Genomic DNA, 287 nt, shown 5'->3' on the forward strand with positions numbered 1-287 from the left:
GAGTTTTCCTTTGATTGCTCCTACTTCATTGAACAGACTTACCGTACAATCTTTTCCCATATACTGATCTAACATTGAACCATCCATATCTTCTTCCATCCTTTCTCCACTTACGATCGTGATTACATTATTTGCCGCCTGTACTGCCATCACTGTAACCATATTCAGGTTATTAATCGCTACCATCGTTGCAACATCCATGTAGTCCACCTCCATCTTTTTTGCAGGTCTTGTTATCAGTATATCATACTTCCAGATGATAGAACGATTTTAATGCTCACACCCAT

Annotated in this window: 1 protein-coding gene; it reads right to left on the minus strand. The window is 39.0% G+C overall.

Annotated features, from left to right (window positions below):
* On the minus strand, positions 1–201 hold a 201-nt coding region (locus PZH32_RS13995; RefSeq protein WP_275208877.1), incomplete at its 3' end, for a hypothetical protein.
* Positions 202–287 lie beyond the last annotated feature (86 nt).

Origin of the sequence: Adlercreutzia equolifaciens (assembly GCF_029076695.1) — a bacterium.
GTDB classification, from domain to species: Bacteria; Actinomycetota; Coriobacteriia; order Coriobacteriales; family Eggerthellaceae; genus Adlercreutzia; species Adlercreutzia equolifaciens_A.